The 6,221-nt window shown below is 34.9% G+C and carries 2 protein-coding genes; one reads left to right on the forward strand and one right to left on the reverse strand.

From position 1 onward, the window contains the following. Positions 1-50: 50 nt before the first annotated feature. Complete coding sequence (locus ACFCYN_RS17960; protein ID WP_375950777.1) at positions 51-1,295, reverse strand: helix-turn-helix domain-containing protein; 1,245 nt, start codon at positions 1,293-1,295, stop codon at positions 51-53. 425 nt (positions 1,296-1,720) lie between these two features. Here ACFCYN_RS17960 and ACFCYN_RS17965 point away from each other — a divergent pair, with 425 nt between their 5' ends. Beyond that, positions 1,721-5,914 (forward strand): S8 family serine peptidase, encoded by a 4,194-nt coding sequence (locus ACFCYN_RS17965; protein ID WP_375950779.1) that lies wholly within the window; start codon positions 1,721-1,723, stop codon positions 5,912-5,914. Positions 5,915-6,221 lie beyond the last annotated feature (307 nt).

Genomic DNA, 6,221 nt, shown 5'->3' on the forward strand with positions numbered 1-6,221 from the left:
TAAAAAAAGCCTTGCATTCTAATACAAGACTTTTAATTGAATCTATTTTTTTAAACAAGCTCATTGTTTTTCCTGAATCTATTTACAATTGACTGAGTGAACTGATTAGCTCGTTCGACATCGCCTTTTTTGAAATAGTAATCAAACAATTTAATTTCATATGTCTCTTCGGCAAGCCCATAACCCTTATTCTTAAAAAATGGATACGCAGCCGACTCTAAATAATCATAATATTCGTCTTTCAAATTTTGAATTTTAAATACATGTAACTGAAAATAATGTAAATACATTGTATCATTTAACTTCTTAGCTAATGAAAGACCTTCGTGTGCTACTTTTAGCAACTCTGTTTCAGATTGTAGACCTAACTTTGTAGCAGTATTTAGATAACCTTCTAATGTTACGAGATAATGTGGATGACTAGGATCACGTAGCATCAAAGACTGACTATAATTTTCGAATGCTTTTTCGTAGTACCCATTTCGAAATAGTTGATAAGCGTAATTATGAAGAAGTTTTGCCTTTTGATCAATTAATCCTAAATTGTCGGCCATTTCTATTAGTCTTGGGTAACCAGACTCCTTTGTATCAAAAATTTCTTCTTGTTCAACTTGGATTAGCATTAGCATTTCTGTTTCAAGTACTCTATTAAAGCTGTTTGCACTAGTAAAAAATTGAAGTGCTTTATTAGCATAATGATAAGCTAGTATTCGGGAATTCATACACATATAAGCAACAGCTAAATCATAATAATATTCAGGATTATTATAATAAGTTAGATTAATTTTCTTCAAATAAGAAATAGCTTGATTATATTCACCTTGATAATCGAGGTAAAACTTACCTTTAATATGATTTCGCATGTTTTGATCATATAGCGAAAGTTCGCGCCAACAGTCCATTTCCTCTATCAAAGATTTAGCAATCTTACTTTCTCCAATTAATAAATAATATCTAGTTAAAATTAACGTGTATGCTTGATAGAAATCCGGGATTTTTAATAGATTGATTCTTTCTAACTTAGTTTTTATGCTATTTGCCTTTGAATTTAGCTTTAAAATAATTGAATCATGCCATTCATTTAATAATGAGTCCAAGCTTAAGTATGCATCAATCTCATCTTGCATATCGATTTGTAATCTTTTAGCTAACAACTCGATTGTTTCTTCTGATACTTCTGTAATACCACGTTCAATTTTGCTAACATGGGTACTTGAACAAATTTGGTTCCCTAAATCCGCTTGCCTTAATCCTTGAAGTTCACGGTAAAATTTAATGATTTTCCCTTGGATCATGTTTTTCTCCCCTTGCTTTCTCCTCCTACGAGTATTTAACGTGATAAAACAATTTCTCCCAATAACTTTCCTGTACTAAATCGTTTTATTTTATTTATATCACTATTTTTATCTTTTTCAATAACATTATTTAACTCTTACTAAATTTCATATTGCCGCTCCCCCGAATAGTTGAAAATATCGCATTAAAAAAAGAAAAACCCCAAAACAGATTGTTACTTTTCTAACCTATTTAAAACAATACAAGGCAATATTCCCTTACCTTAATACATTTCCCACAAGAATGTTAGGTTAATAGTCCTTACAGAAACCCCATTTGTAATCTATTAATCTAATTATTAACATTAATACCGTAGAAATTTTTCGAAAATTTAGAATGTGTTTTTTCGGAATTTTTTTAATTACATAATGAAAAGAGGAAAACTATGAACAAGAAGAAACAAAGATGGTTTAGCCAAACAGTAAAAAAATCAACCCCCATTGTATTATCATTAGGGCTAATCCTTCCGTCGACACACTCTGGCTTGACAAAAGCAGCTGCTAAAACCAAAAGTAATACAGAAATCAATGCAGAAAAAATTCTTGCCTCCTTAACGGATGAACAACGAGCAGCATTACAAAAGTCTGAAGCAAAGGAGCTATATGGACTTCAAGGGTTTGATGAGAAAGAGCTAAAAGATAACAAAGAGATTTCCGTTATCGTTCAGTTTAAATCTAAACCAGGACAAGCAGCTGTTGTTGATGCTGCTTTAGATGGAAAATCGTTAACAAGAGATGTAGCACAAAGCAAGGTCGACCAAGAGCATTCCACATTCTTAAATGATCTCAAACAAATCTTTCCTGCTAAAGCTGGTATGCTACGATCGCTTCCTTCAACTGGAAAAGGTTTAAATATGGTAGAAACACCTTACCAAATCAAGCGTTCCTTCAAAGCTTCCTATAATGGAGTTTCAATGACGCTACCAGCAAACCAAGTTGAATCACTTATGCAGTCAGATGTTGTTCAAGCAATTTACAAAGATACAACATTTACAATTGAACCACCTTCTATTGCAGAATCTAATGGAAAACCTGTTAAATCGGATAAACCGGAGTCAACTGTGACTGGTGATCCTGTTTCATTCTTAGGTGTAGACAAGCTACACGAAGAAGGTATCACAGGTAAAGGAGTCAAAGTAGCTGTCATCGATACAGGAATTGACTACAATCATCCTGATCTCAAAGATGCTTACAAAGGTGGCTATGACTTTGTAAATAATGACAGTGATCCGATGGAAACGACCTATGAGGATTGGAAAAAATCAGGATTGCCTGAGTTTTATGCTAATGGCTCCGCCTATTACACCGAACACGGCACTCATGTATCTGGTACAATCGCTTCACAAGAGAAAAGTAATAGTGATGTTTCCGTCACAGGAATTGCTCCAGACGCTGACTTATATGTTTACCGCGTACTTGGTCCATACGGTTCGGGCACTTCCTCTAATATTATAGCTGCAATCGACCAAGCAGTAATATCAGGAATGGATGTTATGAATCTTTCATTAGGTGCTGACCTTAATGATCCATACTTTCCAACTAGTACAGCGATTAACTATGCTGTTTTAAGTGGCGTAACCGCAGTAATTGCAGCCGGAAACTCCGGACCTGGGTTCTATACTTTAGGATCTCCTGGAGCGGCAGCTTTAGCACTTACTGTTGGTGCAAGTGATATATCGATGCCAATTACAACCATGAAGGGTAACGTTGCATCTGGATCATCGATTGACCTCCAAACCATGGCAAGAAGTTTTTCTGATGATCTCACAACATTCAAAGGAAAAAGTTTTGAAATGGTTGATGTTGGTTTAGGTGGTGATGATGACTACACCAATAAAGATGTAACAGGCAAAATCGCTTTAGTCGAAAGAGGTACTTATGCACTGGCAGATAAGATTAAGTTTGCAAAAAAACATGGGGCGAAAGCAGTTCTCCTAACTAACAATGTTGAAGGCCATATTGGGGCTTATCTAGGCGAAGCAAGTGACTTTATTCCTACTTTCTCTGTAACACAACAAGACGGGCAAGCTTTAAAGACGCAAGTTGCTGGAGGTAACAATAAATTTACCTTTACTGATGTAACTGTTACCGAAACAGAGGGAGATAAGCTAGCGGATTTTAGTTCTCGCGGTCCTTCATTAGCCAACTTCGATGTAAAACCAGAAGTTGTTGCACCAGGTGTTAGTGTTCTCTCTACTGTACCTGCTTATATTACTAACACAAGTACACCTACTGATTACTCAAGTGCCTATGCTCGAATGAGTGGAACATCTATGGCGACGCCTCATGTAGCAGGTATAGCAGCCTTAATGTTACAAGCTAATCCAAATCTGCAACCTGAGGATATTAAGACTCTTTTAATGAATACTGCAGATCCACTAAATGGAGACTATCTTCCTTATGAACAAGGAGCAGGTCGAGTTGATCCTAATGAAGCGATTCATCCAAAAATGGAAGTTCAAGTTAAAGATGATACCCTCATTCCATTCGGAGAAGAAATGGTAAAAGTTGACGAAAAGACGGGCGGAATTAGCTTTGGTGAACTTTATACAGGTGAAGACCTTTCAATTAATAAAAAAATGACTTTGCAAAACTTTGAAAAAGAAAATAAAAAGTTTACAGCAACAGTTCATTTTCAATTGATAAAAGGAACTTCTGACCCAACTACTAGCGGAATAAAATTAGCCGTAGACCCAGTAATTCAAGTCAAGAAAAACGAATCTAAAAACGTAAACGTATCGCTTACTTTTCCAAAAACAGCAAAAGAAGGCGTCTATACTGGTTATATTATCTTAACTAACCAAAAAGATAAAAATGAGCAATATCGTATTCCTTTTAGTATACGAGCAGTTGAGGAAGGTTTTTATGGATATGCGCTCAATAAAGCTTCAACAACTTTAGAATATAGAATTTCACAAACAGAACCGATGGGAATGGCTTCAGGTGCTGTTTCGCCTGCACTAACTTTTAATATGAAAACACCTATGAAAAAAATGGATATTGTGTGGCAAGATGGAAAAACCGGTCAAGATCTAGGTTATGCTACATCATTAGATCTATCAAAACTTAACACAAATACACAGATTATCTCTTTTCTAAGCATTCTTGGAAGCTATTATCCATTTACTGGTGATCCTGATCATCCGATTTCTGCAATTGCTCAAAACGCAAAACCAGGTTATTACAAGTTAAAATTGATTTCAACTTCAATGACTGGTAAAACATTTACCGGCTATCTTGATCATTATGTAGACATTGAACAACCAGTAGTTACTACATCTTTAGATCAAGAGTCACCATTTCACGAATACAAACCTGGACAAGAAACGTATCCATTTTCAATGCAAATAACTGATCCACAAGTTAAAGAAATGCAAGATGCTGGGATGGATGTAGATTTCTCCGATACTTCCTTTCAATATACATTTATAAATTCAGCTGAATCCAATTTTATTAATATGGATAAAGATGGAAAGTTTTCAGAAGACATTGTCATGCATCCAGAATACCCAGTTCAAAGTTTCACGGTAAAAGGTAGAGATGTGGCTGTAAATAGTCCTGTTAAAAAACAATACTATTTTATCAAAGAGGGTACACCAAACGCATATATCACCAGCCCAATCAATGAAGTAAGGATGGGTGATACAGTGAAAGCAACTCTGAAATTAGATAATATATCTTCTCTGTCATCAGCTAACTGGACTTTCGCAAATCTAGATAAAAACTTTGAAATTGTCGATGCCAAACCAAATGCGGAGTTAAGCCAATACGGAGATGCAAAAGTGACTCTTACGAATTCAAGTACTCCAACTGTACAATTAGATCTACCAACAACAACTCAAATACAAGACAAAGTGGCTGCGGTCGATGTAACCTTAAAAGTGAAAGATGCTATTTTTGGTACATCTATTAATCTAGATCCAACAGTTACGATTAACAACTCAGAAGGAACTACTAATTTAATTAAAGCAGGATATACATGGGGGTTATTATCTTCATTCTCTGAACTTGAAGGTCCGCTTAATGCTGAAGGATTTTTAAATCCTGGTACAACAAATAATTATAAAAATGTAGATTGGCCAAATTCAGGTGCATCCATTAAACTGACACAATCAAATGGAAACGTATTTGATATAACGCCGAATTTAGTGAAGGATGTCAACCGTTTCTCTATTTCAAAATTACCACTGACTGGTGATTCATGGACATGGGAATTTACTTTACCAGGTCACTTTATGGTCAAAATTCCTATGATGTCTGGTTTTGAATACGATGGTACTCTGTATGGTCAACAAAAGAAACTTGCAAGCACCTACTTTATTAAACAGGCTGTTGCAGGAGATGTAAATCAAGATAATGTGATTGATGTTCTAGATGCACTATACATCCAAACATATTGGGGCACTAGCAAAAGAGAGGCAGATATTAATTTTGATGGAAAAGTTGATGTGAATGATCTGAGTTTTGTAGAAAAGAATTATCTGAAACAAAATCAATATGTAGAGAATGCACCTGAACCTCTAAAACAATATAAATCTGCTACTTTAGAAAGTATTAAAATTGCTTTAGGCGTACAATAATTAAATATGATGAAATAGAGATTCAAAAACCTTAGAGATCTATTACTTTTCAAGTAGATATCAAAATAGAATAGTTTCTATCTTTCTCATATTTTCTATAAAAATACGATCGATTTAAAACTACAAAAAGCCCCCTGTACTTTTCGGGGGCTTTTCAGTGTGTTGAAATATAATGGAAATCAACCACACACAACTTACTTAGCAATGATAAATCTAGACAATTAATTGACAAATCCCTATTTCAAATTGTTGAAGCTTGCTATCTCATTTCCAAAGTAAAAAGGCAACAACTCCATAAGGTCAATAG

This window comes from Gottfriedia sp. NPDC056225 (assembly GCF_042267765.1).
Classification (GTDB): domain Bacteria; phylum Bacillota; class Bacilli; order Bacillales; family Bacillaceae_G; genus Gottfriedia.

What these genes read in the sequence shown, in the direction of transcription:
- ACFCYN_RS17960 (WP_375950777.1), bottom strand. Translation starts at nt 1,295, where the DNA reads ATGATCCAAGGGAAAATCATTAAATTTTACCGTGAACTTCAAGGATTA.
- ACFCYN_RS17965 (WP_375950779.1), top strand. Translation starts at nt 1,721, where the DNA reads ATGAACAAGAAGAAACAAAGATGGTTTAGCCAAACAGTAAAAAAATCA.